Source organism: Thiemannella venezuelensis (assembly GCF_014203605.1).
Taxonomy (GTDB): Bacteria; Actinomycetota; Actinomycetes; order Streptosporangiales; family Streptosporangiaceae; genus Planomonospora_A; species Planomonospora_A venezuelensis.
In genome coordinates this window covers 62,673-81,253 of record NZ_JACHJJ010000009.1, presented here as the reverse complement: position 1 = coordinate 81,253, position 18,581 = coordinate 62,673, and the positions used below count along the sequence as shown (strand labels likewise).

Annotated in this window: 21 protein-coding genes and 1 tRNA gene; 6 read left to right on the top strand and 16 right to left on the bottom strand. The window is 71.6% G+C overall.

Annotated elements, in window-relative coordinates:
* Positions 1-26: 26 nt before the first annotated feature.
* From FHS22_RS15450 to FHS22_RS15400, 11 genes are all read right to left on the bottom strand, one after another.
* Positions 27-542 (bottom strand): hypothetical protein, encoded by a 516-nt coding sequence (locus FHS22_RS15450; protein ID WP_184942271.1) that lies wholly within the window; start codon positions 540-542, stop codon positions 27-29.
* Positions 539-1,021: a hypothetical protein gene (locus tag FHS22_RS15445; RefSeq protein ID WP_338047762.1), complete on the bottom strand. Its 483-nt coding sequence runs from the start codon at positions 1,019-1,021 to the stop codon at positions 539-541. Before FHS22_RS15445 ends, FHS22_RS15450 begins: the two co-directional genes overlap by 4 nt.
* A gap of 92 nt (positions 1,022-1,113) precedes the next feature.
* Complete coding sequence (locus FHS22_RS15440) at positions 1,114-2,115, bottom strand: ABC transporter ATP-binding protein (protein ID WP_184942269.1); 1,002 nt, start codon at positions 2,113-2,115, stop codon at positions 1,114-1,116.
* Between the two features lie 183 nt (positions 2,116-2,298).
* On the bottom strand, positions 2,299-2,691 hold the full coding sequence (gene rplL, locus FHS22_RS15435) for a 50S ribosomal protein L7/L12 (protein ID WP_184942268.1): 393 nt from the start codon (positions 2,689-2,691) through the stop codon (positions 2,299-2,301).
* An 83-nt stretch (positions 2,692-2,774) separates the two neighbouring features.
* Positions 2,775-3,299 (bottom strand): 50S ribosomal protein L10, encoded by a 525-nt coding sequence (gene rplJ / locus FHS22_RS15430; protein ID WP_184942266.1) that lies wholly within the window; start codon positions 3,297-3,299, stop codon positions 2,775-2,777.
* Positions 3,300-3,609: 310 nt separating this feature from the next.
* A complete protein-coding gene (locus FHS22_RS15425) occupies positions 3,610-4,431 on the bottom strand; it encodes an SCO4651 family lipoprotein (protein WP_260407969.1) in 822 nt (273 codons plus the stop codon).
* A gap of 153 nt (positions 4,432-4,584) precedes the next feature.
* A complete protein-coding gene (rplA, locus tag FHS22_RS15420; protein WP_184942262.1) occupies positions 4,585-5,298 on the bottom strand; it encodes a 50S ribosomal protein L1 in 714 nt (237 codons plus the stop codon).
* A gap of 90 nt (positions 5,299-5,388) precedes the next feature.
* Entirely contained in the window at positions 5,389-5,820 is a 432-nt protein-coding gene (gene rplK, locus FHS22_RS15415) for a 50S ribosomal protein L11 (protein WP_184942260.1), read from the bottom strand.
* Positions 5,821-5,934: 114 nt separating this feature from the next.
* Complete coding sequence (nusG, locus tag FHS22_RS38070) at positions 5,935-6,768, bottom strand: transcription termination/antitermination protein NusG (protein ID WP_184942258.1); 834 nt, start codon at positions 6,766-6,768, stop codon at positions 5,935-5,937.
* A gap of 86 nt (positions 6,769-6,854) precedes the next feature.
* Positions 6,855-7,109 carry a preprotein translocase subunit SecE gene (gene secE, locus FHS22_RS15405; RefSeq protein WP_184942256.1) on the bottom strand — a complete coding sequence of 85 codons (255 nt, stop codon included), beginning with the start codon at positions 7,107-7,109 and terminating at the stop codon, positions 6,855-6,857.
* 75 nt (positions 7,110-7,184) lie between these two features.
* Positions 7,185-7,257 (bottom strand) — tRNA-Trp (locus FHS22_RS15400).
* Positions 7,258-7,511: 254 nt separating this feature from the next.
* Between FHS22_RS15400 and FHS22_RS15395 the strand changes: the two genes are divergently transcribed.
* A complete protein-coding gene (locus tag FHS22_RS15395; RefSeq protein ID WP_184942254.1) occupies positions 7,512-8,717 on the top strand; it encodes a pyridoxal phosphate-dependent aminotransferase in 1,206 nt (401 codons plus the stop codon).
* Between the two features lie 102 nt (positions 8,718-8,819).
* On the opposite strand, the gene FHS22_RS15390 is transcribed toward FHS22_RS15395, so the two are convergent.
* Positions 8,820-10,763, bottom strand: coding sequence for an ATP-binding protein (locus tag FHS22_RS15390; RefSeq protein ID WP_184942253.1), 1,944 nt, complete (start codon positions 10,761-10,763; stop codon positions 8,820-8,822).
* Between the two features lie 203 nt (positions 10,764-10,966).
* Positions 10,967-11,218, bottom strand: coding sequence for a sigma factor (locus tag FHS22_RS15385; RefSeq protein ID WP_184942251.1), 252 nt, complete (start codon positions 11,216-11,218; stop codon positions 10,967-10,969).
* Between the two features lie 98 nt (positions 11,219-11,316).
* Between FHS22_RS15385 and FHS22_RS15380 the strand changes: the two genes are divergently transcribed.
* Positions 11,317-12,336, top strand: a complete 1,020-nt coding sequence (locus FHS22_RS15380; protein WP_184942249.1) for an adenosine deaminase — start codon at positions 11,317-11,319, stop codon at positions 12,334-12,336.
* 61 nt (positions 12,337-12,397) lie between these two features.
* Here the strand turns inward: FHS22_RS15380 and FHS22_RS15375 are convergent, their stop codons facing one another.
* The 3 genes from FHS22_RS15375 to FHS22_RS15365 form a co-directional block, all read right to left on the bottom strand.
* Positions 12,398-13,273: a hypothetical protein gene (locus FHS22_RS15375; protein WP_184942247.1), complete on the bottom strand. Its 876-nt coding sequence runs from the start codon at positions 13,271-13,273 to the stop codon at positions 12,398-12,400.
* Positions 13,260-13,847 carry an RNA polymerase sigma factor gene (locus FHS22_RS15370; RefSeq protein ID WP_184942245.1) on the bottom strand — a complete coding sequence of 196 codons (588 nt, stop codon included), beginning with the start codon at positions 13,845-13,847 and terminating at the stop codon, positions 13,260-13,262. The genes FHS22_RS15375 and FHS22_RS15370 overlap by 14 nt, the downstream gene beginning before the upstream one ends.
* Positions 13,848-13,951: 104 nt before the next feature.
* The gene (locus FHS22_RS15365; protein ID WP_184942243.1) at positions 13,952-14,575 is read right to left on the bottom strand and encodes a hypothetical protein; all 624 of its coding nucleotides are present in this window, start codon (positions 14,573-14,575) and stop codon (positions 13,952-13,954) included.
* A 408-nt stretch (positions 14,576-14,983) separates the two neighbouring features.
* Between FHS22_RS15365 and FHS22_RS15360 the strand changes: the two genes are divergently transcribed.
* From FHS22_RS15360 to FHS22_RS15345, 4 genes are all read left to right on the top strand, one after another.
* Positions 14,984-15,694, top strand: coding sequence for a class I SAM-dependent methyltransferase (locus FHS22_RS15360; RefSeq protein ID WP_338047761.1), 711 nt, complete (start codon positions 14,984-14,986; stop codon positions 15,692-15,694).
* 128 nt (positions 15,695-15,822) lie between these two features.
* A complete protein-coding gene (locus FHS22_RS15355) occupies positions 15,823-16,338 on the top strand; it encodes a hypothetical protein (RefSeq protein ID WP_184942240.1) in 516 nt (171 codons plus the stop codon).
* Between the two features lie 129 nt (positions 16,339-16,467).
* A complete protein-coding gene (locus FHS22_RS15350; RefSeq protein WP_184942238.1) occupies positions 16,468-17,163 on the top strand; it encodes a response regulator transcription factor in 696 nt (231 codons plus the stop codon).
* Positions 17,163-18,569, top strand: a complete 1,407-nt coding sequence (locus FHS22_RS15345) for a sensor histidine kinase (RefSeq protein WP_184942236.1) — start codon at positions 17,163-17,165, stop codon at positions 18,567-18,569. Before FHS22_RS15350 ends, FHS22_RS15345 begins: the two co-directional genes overlap by 1 nt.
* Positions 18,570-18,581: the final 12 nt, after the last annotated feature.

Genomic DNA, 18,581 nt, shown 5'->3' with positions numbered 1-18,581 from the left:
CCCTCCGGGCCGCGCCGGCGGCACGGTCAGAGCGGAGGGGCGTCCCCCAGGAGCGTGGACAGCCCGGCGACCAGCCAGCGGGAGTCCTGCCTCGCCATCACGAACCGGGCCCGGCCCTGGCTGACCTGCCGCCGGGGCTTCTCCTCCCCCGGAACGGCCTTCACCGTGCTCATGTTCACGAACAGCAGGACCTCCACCCGGTCCGGCCGGGCCGACTCCACCGCCGCCCCGGTGACCGTCGCCGACTGCACCGCGCGCTGCTGCCTGGCCCGGGGCCCCAGGGTCGTCAGCAGCAGCCTGTAGTGCCCGGTGAGCTCCCCGGTGGTGTATCCCCCGGCCCTGGCGAAGTCCTCCTCGATCGTGCGGTGGTCGTAGGAGAGCATGTCCGGCGCGACCGACCTGGCGACCGCCAGGGCCTCCCGCCCCGCGGTCTCGTGGGAGCGCAACCGGCCCAGATCGGTGAGCATGACGGCGACCGCCGCGGCGAGCAGCAGCGCCACCGCCGCGGGCACCCCGGTGACGAGCAGGGACCGCCGCCTCACGGGACCAGCTCCGCCTTCGACACCAGCCAGGCCGCCCCGACCCTGGTGACGTGCATGCTCCACCGGTAGAACCGCTCCTGCGGAGCGTCCCCGCTCCCGTCCCGCCGGACCACCGCGTCCCCGGCCACCAGGACCCGCGCCGTGGCCCCCTCCAGCGAGACCAGCCCCACGGCCCGCAGCGCCCCCGTCTGCAGGATCCGGCCGGCGGTGGTGGTCTCCTTCAGCGCCGCGGCGTTGCGGGCGTACTCGGCCCTCGCCTCACCGGTGGAGGTGTCCAGGATCCGCTCGATGTCGGCGTCGACCGTCCGGTGGCCGACCGAGAGCAGGCTGACCGCGTGCGCCCCCGCCGCCCGCAGCGCCGCCTCGCGGTCGTCGGCCGCCGTCTGGGCGTCACGCAGCTGCCCGCCCACCCAGAAGGCGGTGGCCGCCAGAGCGGCGATCAGCAGGCCCAGCAGCCAGGGCAGGAGTCTCCTCAGCACGGTTCGATCTCCCAGCTCGGCTGTCACCGTCACGGTCGATCGCCATCAACCATAGCGAACGCGCACCGATCAGCACCGATGGAACATCGAACTCATCGCACGCCGTTGAGATGGGCCGCGACGAGCCGGGGATACTCCTCCAGCCAGTTCCGGCCCCGCTCGTCCACGAAGGAGTTCGGCGGCGGGATGACCCCGTTCGCGGCCAGCCACTCGCCCGGCGGGCGCTGGGTACGGCGGAGCCGGTTCGCGCTCGGCATGAGCTGCGGCGGGATCGGCGGCAGCCCTCCCGGGTCGTGCCCCAGCTGCGCCTCGGCCTCCAGCTCGGAGACGTCCTTCTCCTCCGACATGCCGATCGGGCCGTGCCGGCGGGCGTTGAGGAACTGCCGCACCACCGGCTCGTCGCTGGACAGCAGCATCTCGCGCGGCCCGAACATGACCAGCTCGCGCCGGAACAGCAGGCCGATGCTGTCCGGGACCGTCCGCGCCGTGTTGATGTCGTGCGTGACGATCAGGAACGTCGCCTCGATGTCCGCGTTGATGTCCACGATCAACTGGTTCAGGTAGGCCGTGCGGACCGGGTCCAGACCGGAGTCCGGCTCGTCGAACAGGATGATCTCGGGGTCGAGGACCAGCGCCCTGGCCAGGCCCGCCCGCTTGCGCATGCCGCCGGAGATCTCCCCGGGCAGTTTGCCCTCCGCCCCGCCCAGGCCGACGAGGTCCATCTTCTCCATCACGATCCGGCGGATCTCGGTCTCGCTCTTGCGGGTGTGCTCGCGCAGCGGGAAGGCGATGTTGTCGAAGAGGTTGAGCGAGCCGAACAGGGCCCCGTCCTGGAAGAGCACGCCGAACAGCCTGCGCAGCTCGTACAGCTTGTCCTCGCGGCAGTTGGCCAGGTCGTGGCCGTCGATCCAGATGTGGCCGCGCTCGGGCCGCAGCAGGCCCACCAGGGACTTGAGGAAGACCGACTTACCGGTGCCGGACGGGCCGAGCAGGACGGAGATCTCCCCGGCGGGCAGCGTCAGGGTGACGTCCTCCCAGATGACCTGCTTGCCAAACGACTTGGTCAGTCCCTCGACCACGACTTCGACGCCCACGCGCCCTCCAGAAGACCGGTTCACCCGACGTAGCGACGATCGCCTGGATCGGAGGGGGTTCCAATACGATCGGGCGATCGTTACGACACGGTTATAAGACCAACCGTCCAACAAAAGAGGGCGGGAACACGAGAAGAGCGGGCCACCGGCACCTGGTGGACCCGCTCTTCTCGGCGAGACGAACTACTTGACGCTGACGGTGGCGCCGGCGGCCTCGAGGGCGGCCTTGGCCTTCTCCGCCTGCTCCTTGTTGACCTTGCCGTCGAAGACCGGCTTCGGAGCGCCGTCGACCAGGTCCTTGGCCTCCTTGAGGCCCAGGCTCGTCAGGGCGCGGATCTCCTTGATGACCTGGATCTTCTTGTCGCCGGCGGCCTCGAGCACGACGTCGAACTCGTCCTGCTCCTCGGCCTCCTCAGCGGGGGCGGCGCCACCGGCGGCGGGGGCGGCGGCAACGGCGACCGGGGCGGCAGCCTTGACGTCGAAGGTGTCCTCGAAGAGCTTCACGAAGTCGGACAGCTCGAGGAGGGTCATCTCCTTGAAAGCGTCGAGCAGCTCGTCGGTGCTGAGCTTCGCCATGATTTCCTCCGTATGAATCTAACTAACTAAGAACTGGGACCGCGGTACGTATGCGCTAATCCCCTGGGACCGCCTGCGCGGACCTACTCGCCGGCCTCCGCACGCTTGGCGCGCAGAGCCTCGGCGAGCTGAGCCATGTTGGTGGGCAGCGCGTTGAAGACGGCGGCCGCGTGGCCCTGCTTCGCCTTCATGGCACCGGCCAGCTTCGCGAGGAGGACCTCACGCGACTCAAGGTCGGCAAGCTTGCTGATCTCGGCCGGGGTCATCGCCTTACCGTCGACGACACCGCCCTTGATGACCAGGAGGGGATTGGCCTTGGCGAAGTCACGCAGACTCTTGGCAGCCTCGACCACGTCGCCGTTGACGAACGCGATCGCCGACGGACCCGCGAGCAGGTCGTCGAGCTGGTTGATCCCGGCCTCGTTGGCCGCGATCTTGGTCAGCGTGTTCTTCACCACGGCGAACTTCGCATTCTCACCGAGAGAGACGCGCAGCTGCTTGAGCTGAGCGACGGTGAGACCGCGGTACTCGGTCAGAACGGCAGCGTTGGAGCCTTCGAAGCTGCTCTTCAGCTCGGCTACAGCCGTTGCCTTTTCCGCCTTCGCCATGGGCCTCCTTCCAGATGTGCCGCCGGCAAAGGCTCCTGAAAAGAGAACAAGCCCCGGCGCAGGCGCACGGGGCTCACATGAGGACGGCAGTCCAGATGGAAACTCACATCACACCTACGCGGGCCGTCCACTGAGTGGATCCTTGGGCCGTCCAACCATGAGGCGGGACGACGACCGGCGGTCTTCGGCGCTGACAGCTTACGCGCCGCCGCCGCACATGCCAAATCGCTGTGCTCCCGGCGGCGCCGCACTCTCACGGTACGGCCCGCGCCCCGGCCGGACAGCCCCGGGGCGCGGGCCGTACCGGGCCTCAGTTGCCGCCCTGCCGCTCCGGCAGGTCGCCCACCTGGTCCGCGGGGGGAGCCACGATCGACACGGGCTCGTTGAAGTCCTGGAAGTGCACGGCCATCGAGAACGTGGTCCCCTGCTCGGAGCCGCTCAGCGTGACCTTGCGGGGCAGGCTCTGCCCGTCCGCCCACAGGTCGAACTTCACGTCCTTGGCGCTCGCGAACTGCTTCTCCACCCGCTCGCGCTCGGCGGGGTCGAGCGCCTGGACCGCCTCGGCCACCGGGAAGGTGCCGCTGTAGTGGGTGGTGTCCACGCCGCCGACCGTCTCGGTGCCGACCGCCTTGACGTCGTCCGACGCGGTCAGCAGCTTCACCGTGTCGGCCAGGTCGAACTGCTGGGCCTGGGCCATGAGCTCCCTGACCTCCCCCTGGCCACCGGAGTCGAGGTCGCCGACCGACACCTTGACCCACGGCTTGGTCGCGCCGGCCAGCTGGGTGAGCAGCTCGGACTTCACGTAGACCGTCTCGCCCACCAGGATCGCCCGCACCCCGCCGGGCACGTTCCGCGCGCCGAAGGAGAGCGTGTCCAGCGTGATGTCGGTCGCCAGCTCCGGCTTGCCCTGGTAGACCACCCGGCCCTGGACCTTCCCGGTCTCCTCCCGGCCGCCGGCGACGTCGAACACCACGTCCGCGGAGTAGGAGGTGACCTCCTCGGCCTTCTGCGCGCTCTCCTGGACCGCCTCGGCCGCCACCAGCTTCACGTTCCCGAGGGGCGCGGCGCTCTGCGCGCCGCATCCCGTGACCGCGACCAGCGCGGCCGCCCCCAGTACCAGCGCGGGAGCCATTCGGCGCATCCGTCTCACCCTCTCATATCCCCGGTCAACCTTCTCTTAGAGACTATGCGCCGGGAAAACGGGCCGCGTCGTCCGAAGGAACGAGAAAGGCCTCGACCGAATGGCCATTCGGTCGAGGCCTTCCCGCAACGGACGTCTGAGGGGTCAGCCCTCGAGCTCCGCGGTCATCGCCCGCGTCACGTTCGGGTCGACCGGGATGCCGGGGCCCATCGACGTGGAGAAGGTGATCTTCTTCAGGTAACGGCCCTTGGCCGCCGACGGCTTGAGACGCAGCACCTCGTCCAGGGCGGCGGCGTAGTTCTCGACCAGCTGACGGTCGTCGAACGAGACCTTGCCGATGATGAAGTGCAGGTTCGCGTGCCGGTCGACACGGAACTCGATCTTGCCGCCCTTGATGTCGGTGACGGCCTTGCCGACCGCCGGGGTCACCGTGCCGGTCTTGGGGTTCGGCATCAGACCACGCGGACCGAGCACGCGGCCCAGGCGGCCGACCTTGCCCATGAGGTCCGGGGTGGCGACGACGGCGTCGAAGTCGAGGCGGCCCTTGGCGACCTCGTCGATCAGCTCGTCGGCGCCGACGATGTCGGCGCCCGCTGCACGGGCCTCCTCGGCACGGTCACCGGTCGCGAAGACCAGGACCCGGGCGGTCTTACCGGTGCCGTGCGGGAGGTTGACGGTGCCGCGGACCATCTGGTCCGCCTTGCGCGGGTCGACGCCCAGTCGCAGGGCGACCTCCACGGTGGCGTCGAACTTGGTGACGCTCGTCTCCTTGGCCAGCTTGGCCGCCTGGACCGGGCTGTAGAGGTTCTCGCGGTTCACCTTCACCGCGGCGTCGCGGTGTGCTTTGCTGCGCTTCACTTGCTCACTCCTGATCTGAGTGTTCGTGGTGCGGGCCGCGCCGGCCCTTCCACTCGGTTCGAGGTCTGTGCTGCCGAGCGCCGTGGACGGCTAGTCGGCGATGGTGATGCCCATCGACCGGGCGGTGCCGGCGATGATCTTCTCCGCCGCCTCGATGTCGTTGGCGTTGAGGTCCTGCATCTTGGTCTCGGCGATCTGGCGCAGCTGCTCGCGGGTGAGCTTGCCGACCTTGTCCTTCTGCGGGACGGGCGAGCCCTTCGCCACACCGGCGGCCTTCTTGATCAGCTCGGGCGCCGGGGGCGTCTTCGTGATGAAGGTGAAGCTGCGGTCCTCGAAGATGGTGATCTCAACGGGGATGATGTTGCCGCGCTGGGCCTCGGTGGCAGCGTTGTACTGCTTCACGAAGTCCATGATGTTGACGCCGTGCGGACCGAGGGCGGTACCGACCGGCGGGGCGGGCGTGGCCTGGCCAGCGGGGAGCTGGACCTTGACCAGTGCCGCGATCTTCTTCTTAGGAGGCATGATTCTCTCCGGGTCCTCATCGGATGATGCGGCTCCCCGCAGACACGGGAAGCATGTCGGAAGGCCGTGCTTCGCGAGGCACGGCCACCGAACGTCTTAGTTTAGGCGACAGCGTCAGATCTTCGAGACCTGGTTGAACGAGAGCTCGACCGGGGTCTCGCGACCGAAGATCGACACCAGCACCTTGAGCTTCTGCGACTCGGCGCTGATCTCGCTGACCGTCGCGGGCAGCGTGGCGAAGGGGCCGTCCATGACCGTGACGGACTCGCCGACCTCGAAGTCGACGGTCGCGGCCGAGGCCTTGGCGGTCGTCTTCTTGGTCTCCTCGCTGGGCTCGGGGGCCAGCAGCTTGGCGACCTCGTCGATGCTCAGCGGGCTCGGCTTGTTCGACAGGCCGACGAAGCCGGTCACGCCGGGCGTGTTGCGCACCGCGGACCAGGACTCGTCGGTCAGCTCCATGCGGACCAGCACGTAGCCGGGGAGCACCCGCTCCTTGACGAGCTGGCGCTTGCCGCTCTTCACCTCGGTCACGTGGTGCGTGGGCACCTCGACCTGGAAGATGAAGTCCTCCATGTTGAGGGACTGCGTGCGGGTCTCGATGTTGGCCTTCACGCGGTTCTCGTAACCGGCGTAGGAGTGGATGACGTACCACTCGCCGTACTGGCCGCGCAGCTGGCGCTTGAACTCCTCGACCGGGTCGACGTCCGGCAGGACGTCACCGTCCTCGTCGACGACGCCGGCCGGGGCCTCCTCGGCCTCGTCCCCGGCGTCGGTCTCATCCTCGGCCTCGGCGTCCGCCTCGTCGGACTCGTCGAACGAATCCTCCGCGACCTCGGCGTCCGTCTCATCGGACTCGTCGAGCGAATCCCCCGCGGCGTCGATGGCCTCTTCCGGCTCGCCCTCCCACTCGTCGCGGGACTCGCCGGCCGGCTGCGAAGACTCGGACACGGTGACTCTTTCTCTTTTCGTCGATGGGCTGACTGGTTTTGCGGAGGGGAGGGGCCACGCGGCGGGAGCACCCGCCGGACGCCTGCTCAGGACCCGGATCCGCCGAAGATCCTCAGCACGCCCTCGGTGAACAGCGCGTCGAGCCCAGCCACGATCCCGACCATGATCAGAACGAAGACCAGGACGACGATCGTGTAAGAGATGAGTTCCTTGCGCGTCGGCCAGATGACCTTGTGCAGTTCGGCGACAATCTGCCGATAGAAAAGGGCGGGAGAAGTGCGCTTCGTCTTCTTCTCACCGCTCGGCTTGTCTGCGGTTTCGCCGCGCGTGTCGATCGCCACAGTCCTCACCCGATCCGTCGTATCCAACGCATATCTGCGGCGCGCTAGACGCCCTGATGCGCGGACCGCTCCTCGCAGGGCACGAGGGACTCGAACCCCCAACCGCCGGTTTTGGAGACCGGTGCGCTACCAATTGCGCTAGTGCCCTAAGACATGAACCACCATACCTCGGTTGGCCCGAAGTTTGTCCGTGGCTCATCAGCCTTGACCGCCGATCACGCACTCGGCGGCGAGGCCATGCCGGAGTCTACGCACGAATGGCCGCCACGTCGAACCGGAAGCCGATCATGCAGGTCAAGTCCTTCCCGGCCGCCCGTACGGCGGGGCCCGCGAGCCGTACACGCCCCGTCCGGATGGCGGATAAGCACCGGAACGGCGGGACGGGTCTGTAACCATGGAGGCATGACCCGTCCTCGCATCTCCGCGCGCATCTCCGCGATCTCCGAGTCCGCCACGCTCGCCGTGGACGCCAAGGCCAAGGCGATGAAGGCGGCGGGCCGCCCGGTCATCGGCTTCGGCGCCGGCGAGCCGGACTTCCCGACCCCGGACTACATCGTCGAGGCCGCCGTCGAGGCCTGCCGGAACCCCAGGTTCCACAAGTACACGCCGGCCGGCGGCCTTCCCGAGCTCAAGCAGGCCATCGCCGACAAGACGCTCCGCGACTCCGGATACCGGGTCGACGCGGCCCGGGTGCTGGTCACCAACGGCGGCAAGCAGGCGGTCTACCAGGCGTTCGCCACGCTGCTGGACCCGGGTGACGAGGTCCTGGTCGTCGCCCCCTACTGGACGACCTACCCCGAGGCGATCAAGCTGGCCGGGGGCGTCCAGGTCGACGTCGTGACCGACGAGACCACCGGCTACCTCGCGACCGTCGAGCAGCTGGAGGCCGCCCGGACCGAGCGCACGAAGGTCCTGCTGTTCGTCTCCCCGTCCAACCCGACCGGCGCGGTCTACAGCCCGGAGCAGGTCGAGGCGATCGGCCGCTGGGCCGCCGGGCACGGTCTGTGGGTCGTCACCGACGAGATCTACGAGCACCTCACCTACGGCGACGCGAGCTTCGCCAGCATCGCCACCGCGGTCCCCGAGCTGGGCGACCGGGTCGTCGTCCTGAACGGCGTCGCCAAGACCTACGCGATGACCGGCTGGCGGGTGGGCTGGCTGATCGGCCCGGCGGACGTCGTCAAGGCCGCGACCAACCTGCAGTCGCACGCCACCTCCAACGTCTCCAACGTCGCCCAGGCCGCCGCGCTCGCCGCCGTCACCGGCGACCTGTCGGCCGTGGCCCGGATGCGCGAGGCCTTCGACCGCCGCCGCCAGACCATGGTCCGCATGCTCAACGAGATCCCGGGCGTGCTCTGCCCCGAGCCGAAGGGCGCGTTCTACGCCTACCCCTCGGTCAAGGAGCTCCTGGGCAAGGACTTCGGCGGCCGCCGCCCGCAGATGTCCGCCGAGCTCGCCGAGCTCATCCTGGAGGAGGCCGAGGTCGCCCTCGTCCCCGGCGAGGCCTTCGGCACCCCGGGCTACTTCCGCCTGTCCTACGCCCTGGGCGACGACGACCTCGCCGAGGGCGTCGGCCGGGTCGCCAAGTTCCTGTCCGGAGCGCGCTAGCCGTACCGCGGCGCGCGCCGCCGTGAGCGCCGCGGCAGGCCCGGATCCCCGGTCCGGGCCTGTTGCGTGCGTACGGCCCGCCTGCCGCGCGCCCGCGCGGTTTCAGTCTTCGGGCTCCGGACCGCCGGGACTCTCGACGACGCCCTGGAGCGCGTACTCCACCGCGGTCCCCAGGCAGGCCGCCTGCCCCAGCTCGACGAGCCGTTCGTACTCCTTCTCGTCGGTGCGGCCCCGCAGCCTCGCCTCGGACCGCTCCAGCAGGTCCGCCAGCAGGGGCGAGCGGCTGACGAGCGTCCCCGCCCTGCGGCCGGCGGCCGCGGCGGCCAGCAGGACCGTGGCCAGCGCGTCGTCCCCGTCGTTCTCGGCGATCACCGCGAAGGTCTCGATCCCCTCCGTGAGGGAGATGCCGTCGTCGAACAGCCGGGCCCCGCGCAGCGCCTCCCGGGCGGAGGCGGTGGCGGCGGCGACGTTGCCGAGCAGGTGCTCGGCCTGGGCGAGGAGCAGGTCGAGGCGGGCGCGGGTCCAGTAGTCGCCGCAGGAGCCGCAGAGCTCACGGCCCTCGTGCAGGACGGAGACGGCCTCCTCGTGCCGCTCGGCGAGCATCAGGACGTTGGCCACGACGATGTAGGTCGGCAGGAAGCCGGGGAAGATGTCGCCGGACGAGCGGTGGCCGCTCCGGGCCTCCTTGATGAGCCGCATGGCCTCGCCCACCTCGCCCCTGGCCACGGCGATGTGCGCCCGGAAGTGGCTGAGGTAGGCGGTGGCGTCCCAGTCTCCGGTGGCGGTCGTGCACGCGGCGAGGGTGTGCTCGGCGTGGTCGAGGTCGCCGCGCTGGATCGACATCCAGGCGTGCAGCCACAGCGCCTTGAGCCGCTCGGGGCCGGGTTCGGTCTCCCCCTCCAGCCCGCGCCGGAGCAGGTCGTCCCCGATGGCGTAGCGGCCGCAGCAGACCCACAGGTACCACAGGTGGGCGACCAGCTCCAGGCCCTTGCGGCGGTCTCCGGGGCGGGCGTAGCAGTGCTCGATCGCCTGGTACAGGTTGTCGAGGTCGGGGACGAGCCTGCGGTACCAGCCGAGGGGGTCGCTCCGCCAGCCCTCGGCCGCGCGGGCGGACAGGCCGAGGAAGAAGTCGCGGTGGCGGTGGCGGGTCGCGAGGCTCTCGCCGAGCTCGTCGAGCCGGGCGGCGCCGAACCGGCGGACGGTGCCGAGCAGGCGGTAGCGGACGCCCGGGCCGTCCTTCTCCTGGTCGAGGACGGACCTGTCGGTCAGGGCGAGCAGGGCGTCCAGCACCTGGGGCCCGGTGAGCTCGCCGCCCGCGCAGACGTACTGGGCCGCCTCGGCGTCGAAGCCCTCGGAGAAGACCGACATCCGTGCCCACACGAGGCGTTCGGCGTGGTCGCACAGCTCGTGGCTCACGGCGAACGAGCCGTGCAGCCCGTCCGGGTCCGCCGAGAGGCCGGCCGGGTCGGCCGCCGCGAGCTCGATCGCCAGCGGCAGGTTGTCGAGCCGGCGGCAGACCTCCGCGGGATCGGCTCCGCCGAGCCCGTCCCCGGCGAGCGTGACGAGCAGGTCGACGGCGTCGGCCACCGGCAGGGGCCCGATCGGGTAGGCCTGCTCGCGCGGGAAGCCGAGCCGCTGCCTGCCGGTGACCAGGACGCGCAGGCCGTCGACCGACCACAGGAGCCGGTCGACGAGGATGCCCGCGGCGGCGGCGACCCGGTCGCAGCCGTCCAGGACGAGCAGTCCCCGGCCGGCGGCGAGCTCGGCGATCAGGGAGGTCATCACGGGTATGCCCGGCCGCCCGCGGACGCCGACCGCGTCGGCGATCATCCGGGTCAGGGAGCGCAGGTCGTCGGGGGCCTCGGACAGGTCCACGATGTGGACGTATCCGGGCGAGTCCCGTTCGAGGGTCTCGGCCAGGCGCAGCGCGAGACGGCTCTTGCCCGCCCCGGCGGGGCCGGTCAGGGTGACATGGCGTGCCCTTCCGAGCAGTCCGCAGATATCGGCCAGCTCCGTCTGCCTGCCGACGAAGACGTCCGCTCCCATAGCAGCCCCGGCGTCGTCATAACTGTTGGTGTACTCACCGTCGCACGAATGCACGTGCGCGCGGAACCCCGTCGGCCGATTTCCCCCGACTCTTGACCGCTTTGCGGACATCGTCCCGTCCGCGGGAGCGCCTCCCGCGCCCTCCTCCGGGGTCCCGGCGCCGGAGGGTCGGCCCGTGGGCACGACCCCCTCGACGATCTTCCTCAGCTCCTTCCCCGCCCGGTCCCCGGTGAGCGCGGTGAAATCGCGGCGTTGACCACGACCCTGCGGGCGTAGGCCTCGGGGTTGTCGTGCCGGATCCGGTCCCAGTGCCGGTAGACCTTCTCCAGCGCGTGCTGCCCCAGGTCCTCCGCGTCGTGCTGCGACGCGCCGCAGACCAGGATCGCGGTGCGCAGCAGCGCCGTACTCCGTGCGGCCAGGAACTCGTCGAAGGCCGCCTCGTCTTCTTCCGTCATGCGAGGATCCCCTTTCGCCCCTCCCCAACGCGCGGGGACGCCGCCGGGTTGAGAGCGATGACCGCCGCGGGGCGGTGCGGGTACGGCACCATATGGAGATGCCACGTCCGCTCAGTGAGCTGCCCAAGGCCCACCTGCACCTGCACTTCACCGGCTCCATGCGGCACACCACCCTGGTGGAGCTGGCCCGCGAGCACGGCCTGCACCTGCCGGACGCGCTGGAGCAGGACTGGCCGCCCAGGTTGCGCGCCACCGACGAGCGGGGCTGGTTCCGCTTCCAGCGGCTGTACGACATCGCGCGGTCGGTGCTGCGCCGCCCGGAGGACATCTACCGGCTGGTGCGCGAGACCGCCGAGGACGAGGCGGCCGAGGGGTCGGCCTGGCTGGAGATCCAGGTGGACCCCTCGGGGTACGCCCAGCGGTTCGGCGGGCTCACGGCCACGATGGAGCTGATGCTGGACGCCGTGGACGAGGCGGCCGAGCACGCGGGGATCGGGATCGCCGTGGTGGTGGCCGCCAACCGGACCCGGCACCCGCTGGACGCCAGGACGCTGGCCCGGCTCGCGGTGCAGTACATGGACCGGGGCGTGGTCGGGTTCGGACTCTCCAACGACGAGCGGCGGGGCCGGGCCCGCGAGTTCGACCGGGCGTTCCGGATCGCCAGGGGCGCGGGGCTGCTGGCGGTGCCGCACGGCGGGGAGCTGCTGGGCGCGGCGAGCGTGGCCGAGTGCGTCGAGGACCTGGGCGCGAACCGGGTGGGGCACGGGATACGGGCGGCGGAGTCGCCGCGGCTGATGGAGCTGCTGGCCGAGCGGGGGATCACGTGCGAGGTCTGCCCGATGTCGAACGTCGGGCTCGGGGTGGCCGAGCGGGCCGAGGACGTGCCGCTGCGGCGGTTGTTCGAGGCGGGGGTGCCGATCGCGCTGGGCGCCGACGACCCGCTGCTGTTCGGCTCGCGGCTGCTGGCCCAGTACGAGCTGGCCCGCCGGGTGTACGGGTTCGGCGACGCGGAGGTGGCCGAGCTGGCGCGGCAGTCGGTCCGGGGGTCGGCGGCTCCGGAGACGGCGCGCAAGGACATGCTGCGGGGGATCGACGACTGGCTGGCCTCGCCGGCCTGACCGGGCCCGCCCACGAGCCCGCGGGTCCGGTACGGCGGGCCGGGCCGGGGCCGCCGGGAGGTCAGCGGAGCGACCGGGCGATCTGCACGGCCCGTGCCCGGTCCGTGACGCCCTCCAGGCGCAGGCCGACCAGACGCCGCTGCCAGACGAGGGTGGGCCCGGCGATCCGGGCGGCGACCGGTGCTCCTCCCTCGCGGGGCAGGTAGGACAGTCCGTGGTGCGCCGGGATCCACGTTCCCTGGGAGCCGTCCACGTCGGCCTCCTCGGGCCAGGGCGGGCCCAGATCCTTGCGGTAGACGACTTCGAGCGTGCCGTCGTACTGGTCGAGCCGGACGCCGGGCCACAGCAGCGAGACGACCCTGCCCCCGTCGCCGACCCTGACGTCACCGGGCTCGCCGAGCTCCGCGGGGACGGCGATCGGGAACGCGGCCCGCTCGCGGGCCTCCTCCAGGGTGGTCCGCTCCTCGCCGGGGAGCGGGGCCGGCATTCCGGACGGGAGCGGGCCGGGGTCTCCGATGCGGAGCTCGACGCCGGCGAGTCTGAGGATCTGGACCACGGCCGCCCGCCCGGCGGGGGTGGCGCCGAAGAACAGCGCGGTGAGGACGACGACCACCGCGGCCGCGGCGCGCCGCCTCCTGCTCGCGGCGGGCCGTGCCCGTCCCGGCGGCGCGGGGAGGAGCGCCCGCGGGCGGCGGGACCGGCGTGCGGGACCGGCCGGGTCCGCACCGGGCGCCTCCTCCTGCGGGGAGCGGGCGGGGAGCGCTTCGAGGCGCGCCCGTACGGCCCGCGCCACGTCGGCGGGGGGCGGGCAGGGCACCTCGACGGAGTCGCCGAGCGCGAGGAGCCGGGACTCCAGCTCATCGGAAGAGGGCCGGGACTCCGGCTCGCCGGAAGGGGGCCGGGACCCGGTGTCGCCGGGCTCGTCAGGTGAGGTCACGGTCCACCTCCTCGCGCAGCCGGGCCAGGCCGCGGGAGGTCCGCGACTTGACGGTGCCGAGCGGAAGGTCGAGCACCTGGGCGGTCTCGGCCTCCGACAGCTGTAGGAAGTACCGGCAGACGACGGTGTGGCGTTCCCGCTCGGGAAGCCTACGCACCGCGTCGAGGAGGCGGGTGCGCCGGTCGGTGGCGACGGCGGCGTTCTCGGGGTCCCCGGGGTCTCCTGCGCCGTCCGCACCCGCCGGGACGAGACCGGTGAGTTTCACCGCGAGCTCGGCGCGGCGGCCCCGGGAGCGGGTGAGGTTGTGGGTCTCGTTGGCGACGATCCGCAGCAGCCAGGGCCGGAAGGGCGCGTCGCGGCGGAAGGAGGCCAGGTGGCGGTAGGCCTTGACGAAGGCCTCCTGGACCACGTCCTCGGCCTCGTCCCCGGCGCCGAGCATGGCCGCGGTGCGGTGCGCGAGCACGCTGTAGCGGGCGACCAGCGCCTCGTAGGCGGTCAGGTCGCCGGCCAGGGAGCGGGCGATGGCCTCGTCGTCGTCCGTCGGGACTCCTTCGGATGTCCCGACAGATTCCACCGCATCGCGGCCCCCGGCGGAAGACCCGGGACCGGCCGGCCGTACGCCGGTCCTCGCCGGGAGGCGCCGGGGAACGCCGGGAGACGTCCGCCGCGTCCGCGCGGTCAGGCGAGGGCGTGGGCCACCGTGTCGTCGAGGTCCTCGTCGCGGCCCGTGGCGAAGGACGCGTCGTAGGCCCCGTCGCCGAGCAGTTGCCGGGCGGTGCGCTCGGCCACGGTCCTCGGCTCCGACATGCCCTCCGGGCAGGGTCCCCGCACCCCGCTCGTGGTCCACAGCCGCATGGCCGCTCCCTGGAGCCGGGCCGTACGGTGCCCGTCGCCCCGGACCGCGGCGATCACCGCGAGCTGGTCGAGCGCCAGTGCCGTCCCGGCGGACTCGCGGAGCCGCCACCCGGCCTCCAGCGACCGTCTGGCGGCCCGTTCGGCGTCCTCGACCCGGCCGAGGCCGAGGTGGGCGATGGAGAGCACGTAGTCGCCGTAGGCGCGGGCCCAGAGCTCGCCGCGGTCGGCGCAGAGGCATCCGTCGTGGTCGGCGCAGCGGCACTCACCCTGGTCGGCACGCGGGCATTCGCCCTGGTCGGCGCAGCGGCGCTCGCCGTGATCGGCCGGTTCGCCGTGGGTGCAGCGGCGCTGCGTCTCCTCCAGCAGGGTGACGGCCTTGGCGAAATCACCCTGGCAGGTGGCCGCCATCGCCACGGTCACCAGGGCGAGCGGCTCGCTGACGGTCATTGGTGTCCACCCTCCTTCTTCTGAGAGCCATAACACCTGGTCAGGATCACGGCCGGGCCGGAGGGCCGTTTTCGGGTGTGGATTCTTCCTCCCGGAGAGGAAATCTCATCTCGTAATGAGGCCGAACTTCCCCCGTGCGCCGCGGAGATCACAATCAAACGTATTTATCGCCCTATACAGCTAAAACGACAATGGATCCGGAAAATGGCGACCTTACGGTCCGCCGCCGAGCGCCTCACCGGACCTGGCCGATCACCGCCCTCCGGCGGTCCCTCCGAAGATCGGAAAAGGGTTCACGGGATCGCCCGGGGGGAAGGACTACTAGACTCGCCCTGTCCGTAACCGTGGCCGCCGCGCCACGGTTTTCTGCGAGCTGGACGGAACCGCATGTCTGGGTATGACCGCGTAGTGCAACCCGCGGCCGGCGACGAGGCCCTGGAGAACCACCTCGGTGGCGACGAGGCCAAGAACTACCGGCAGTACGAGTTCGACATGGTCGCCCCGCACGTGGGCCGCTCCCTGCTCGAGATCGGCTCGGGTCTGGGCCACTTCGCCGAGCAGTTCCGGCCCCGCCTGGACCGGCTGGTGGTCAGCGACTTCGACCCCTACTGCGTGGAGCAGCTCAACAAGCGCTTCGCCGGCCACGACGACGTCGACGTGCTGCAGTTCGGCCTGCCGACCGAGATCCCCATCGGGGAGAAGGTCGACACCGTCGTCCTCATGAACGTCCTGGAGCACATCGAGGAGGACGTCGAGGCGCTGCGCTCGCTCGCCGCGGTCACCCTCCCCGGCGGCCGGATCGTCATCTGGGTCCCCGGCTACATGCAGCTCTACGGCGACTTCGACCGCAAGGTCGGCCACGTCACCCGCTACACCCCGGCCACCCTGCGCAGCACGGTCTCGAAGGCCGGCCTCGACATCGACGTGCTCAAGCCGATCAACTTCCTCGGCGGCATCGCCTGGTGGGCGGCCGTCCGCCGCGGCGGCGTCGGCTACCCCGACCCCCGCCTGGTCAAGATCTACGACCGCACGGTCGTCCCGGCCACCCGCTTCATCGAGCGCTTCGTCCGGCCGCCCTTCGGCCAGACGGTCTTCTGCGTGGCCCGCGTCCCGCACTGACGCACGCGGGCGTCCGGCAGCGGGCGCCCGCCTCTCATGGAACTCCCAGGGTTCTCCTCCGATGGTCCCAGCGCCGGGCGGTTGCCTGATCGCACCTCCCGCAACGAGGCACCCTCACAAGGAGCACCATGAAGAGAAGACTGGCACTCGGCGCCGCCGCGATCACCGCGTCGATCATGCTGACCACCTCCGGCGCCTGGGCCACCGAGAGCGCCGAGCCCGTGCCGGCCGGGGTGACCGCGATCGCCGACCAGCTGCTGAAGGCCGACTCCACGCTGCGCGGGCCCGGTCTGCGCAACCACTACAACCTCTGGGTGGTGGGCATCCACGGACAGGCCACGGTCCGTGACAAGAAGTCGGTGTTCATCAACTACACCTGGCAGCGCGGCGTCATCGCGGCCAAGGCCGACGGCCGCTTGACGATCAAGAGCAAGGACGGGGTCCTCTGGAACTGGAACCTCGACCCGACGACCAGGATCCGCAGGCTCGGCGCGCGCGCCGACCTCTCCAAGCTGGTCGTCGGGGACGGGGTCTTCGTGATCGGCGTCCCGACCGCGGGCGACCCCACCGCCGCCGCGGTGTTCGTGCCGCGCAACCGCGCCATCCTGGACCAGCCGGCCCCGCCGCCCGCGCCGGGCAGCTGATCGGGGGGCGGTGGGGGCCCGCGGGATGCGCCGGGTCCCCACCGCTTCGCATGCCGCGGAAGGAGCGAGCCGTTCCCTTTTTCGATGGATATGCTCCCAAGGGCATGGATGGACGAGAATTAACCCCCCATGAGTGAGATGGCCATTCTTGTCGTCGAAGACGACCCCAACATCCGCGACATCGTCGAGGTCGCCCTGGGCTTCCACGGGTTCCGCGTGCGCGGCGTGACCACCGGCAGGGACGCGCTGGCCGAGGTGGACCGCGACCCGCCCGACCTGATCGTGCTGGACGTGATGCTGCCCGACCTCGACGGGTTCGAGGTGTGCCGCACGATCCGCGCCCGGGGGCGGCACACCCCCGTGATCTTCCTGACCGCCAGGGACACCACGTCCGACACCGTGCAGGGCCTCACGCTCGGCGGCGACGACTACATCACCAAGCCCTTCTCCGTGGAGGCCCTCGTCGCCCGCGTCCGGGCGGTCCTGCGCCGGGCGGCGGTCCCCGCGGGGGCGGAGCCCGCCGGCGACGTGCTCCGGGTGGCGGACCTGGAACTGGACGAGTCACGGTGGGAGGTACGGCGGGCCGGCGCGGTGGTGGACCTCTCCCCCACCGAGTTCCGGCTGCTCGCGGTCCTGATGGAGAACTGCGGCCTGGTCCTGACCAAGCGCCAGCTCCTCGAACGCGTCTGGGGCTACGGCGGCCCCTCCCAGGTGGTCGAGACCTACATCTCCTACCTGCGCCGCAAGCTGGACCCGCTGGGCCCGCCGCTGATCCACACCCAGCGCGGGGTCGGCTACACCCTGCGCCCGCCCCAGGTCTCCTGATGTCCCTGCGCGCCCGCCTCCTGGCGGGCCTGCTGGCGGTGAGCGCCGTCCTGCTGCTCGCCCTGTCCGGGGTGAGCGTGCTCGTCCTGCACGAGCACCTGCTCCAGCGGGTCGACGGGCAGCTCCGCGCGGCCACCGCGGCCGCCGCCAAGCGGATCGCGGCCTCTCCCGGAGGGGCGCTCTCGCAGACGCTGACCGGTTCCACCTACGCGGTGGCGACGCTGAACCTCGCCACGGGCCGCGCCCGGCTCGTCAACGGCGACGCCCCGGAGGCCACCGTCGTCCCCCACCTGGTGGAGCGGCTGGGCCGCGACCGGCTGAAGGACTACGCGGCGGCGCAGGAGCGCTTCGCCCTCGACCCGGCGGGCGAGTATCGCCTGATCGCGCGGGCGGCCGAGGGCCGGCAGGGGAACCGGCTGGTGATCGTGGCCGTCCCGCTGGAGTCGGTCGACGCGCCGATCCGCCGCCTCGTCGTCACCGAGCTCCTCACCGGCGGCCTGCTCATCCTGCTGCTCGCCCTCGCCGGCCGCTCGCTGATCACCCGGGGCCTGGCCCCGCTGGCGCGGATCGCCGGCACGGCCTACGGCATGGCCAGCCACGGCGACCTGTCCGTCCGCATGCCCGAGGGGCCCTCGGAGGTCGGGCGGCTCGGCGCCGCGGTCAACCTGCTCCTCGAACGGATCGCCGGCGCCTTCAGGGACCGGTGGGAGTCGGAGGAGCGGGTACGGCGCTTCGCCGCCGACGCCTCGCACGAGCTGCGGACCCCCCTGGCGGCGATCCAGGGGTACGCCGAGCTCTACCGGACCGGCGCGCTCGGCGCCGGGGACCTTCCCCGGGTCATGGGCAGGATCGAGAACGAGGCGATCCGGATGGGCGAGCTCGTCGGCCAGATGCTGGAGCTGGCCCGCCTGGACCGGAGCGCGGCGCTCCAGCCGGCCGAGACCGACCTGGCCGCGGTCGTGCGCGACGTGAGCGCGGACCACGCGGCGATCGACCTGGACACGCCGATCATCGTCGACGCCCCCGCCTCGCTGCCGGCCGTCGTCGACGAGGCGCGGATCCGCCAGATCCTGGTCAACCTCCTGGCCAACGTGCGGGCGCACACGCCCGGGGGGACCACGGCCACCGTACGGCTCGCCCACGCGCCCGGCGACGGCGTGCTCATCGAGGTCGGGGACGACGGCCCGGGCATGTCCCGCGAGCAGGCGGCCAGGGCGTTCGACCGCTTCCACCGGGGAGAGGAGCGGGTCCCGGACGGCGCGGGCCTCGGTCTGTCGATCGTCAAGGCCATCACCGACGCGCACGGCGGCCGCTGCTGGATCACCTCGGCCCCCGGCGAGGGCACCTGCGTGCACGTGGTGCTTCCCGCCCGCCCGCGCCTTCTCGGACCCGTCCCCCAGGCGTAACGTCGGAGTCAT